Origin of the sequence: Acidovorax sp. ST3 (genome assembly GCF_003231145.1) — a bacterium.
Lineage (GTDB): Bacteria > Pseudomonadota > Gammaproteobacteria > Burkholderiales > Burkholderiaceae_C > Acidovorax.
Genome location: NZ_QKVP01000017.1, coordinates 1 through 916 on the forward strand (window position 1 = coordinate 1; position 916 = coordinate 916).

Annotated in this window: 2 protein-coding genes; both read left to right on the forward strand. The window is 69.4% G+C overall.

Annotated features, from left to right (window positions below; all coding sequences use genetic code 11):
• Positions 1–505, forward strand: a 505-nt coding sequence (locus tag DNK89_RS23260; RefSeq protein WP_161958973.1) for an ABC transporter permease, incomplete at its 5' end; no start/stop codon positions are given.
• 16 nt (positions 506–521) lie between these two features.
• The coding region (locus DNK89_RS23265) for an amidohydrolase family protein (protein WP_153064318.1) at positions 522–916 on the forward strand (395 nt) is incomplete at its 3' end.

A 916-nucleotide genomic window follows, 5' to 3' on the forward strand; every position in this document is an offset into this window, starting at 1 on the left:
GATGACGCTGCTGGCGCTGGCCGCGGTGCCGATCCTGGCCTGGGTACTGAACCGCACCCCGGTCGGCCTGGCGATCCGCATGGTGGGCGAGAACCCCGCCGCCGCCGAGGGCCAGGGCCTGTCGGTGACCAAGCTGCGCATGGGCGCCATCGTCGCCGGCTCGGCGCTGATGGGCGTGGCCGGCAGCTTCCTGACGCTGGCGGCCTTCAACGCCTTCTTCTTCAACATGGTCAACGGCCGCGGCTGGGTCTGCGTGGCGCTGGTGGTGTTCGCCTCGTGGCGGCCTGGCAAGGCGCTGCTGGGCGCGTTGATCTTCGCCTTCTTCGACGCGCTGCAACTGCGGCTGCAGCAGGGTGGGGCGGCGCTGCCGGGGCTGCCCGAGCTGCCCTATCAGGTCTACCTGATGCTGCCCTATATTCTGTCCATCCTGGCCCTGGTGGTGATGGCGCGCCGCGCCGCCTACCCGCAGGCCCTGATGAAGCCCTACCGCAAGGGCGAACGGTAATCCAGAAGGTTTGACTATGCTCGATCTGATCCTCAAGAACTGCACGCTGCCGGACGGCCGCCAGCACATCGACATCGGCGTGGCCCAGGGCCGCATCGCGGCGCTCGAACCGGCGCTGAAGGCCGAGGCCGCGCAGACCATCGACGCCGCCGGCCAACTGGTGACTTCGCCGTTCGTCGACGCCCACTTCCACATGGACTCGACCCTGTCGTTCGGGCTGCCGCGCGTGAACCAGTCGGGCACGCTGCTCGAAGGCATCGCGCTGTGGGGTGAACTCAAGCCGCTGCTGACGCAGGAAGCGCTGGTCGAGCGCGCGCTGGCCTATTGCGACTGGGCGGTGGCGCGCGGCCTGCTGGCGATCCGCTCGCACGTCGACGTGTGCGACCCGCGCCTGCTGGCGGTGGAAGCGCT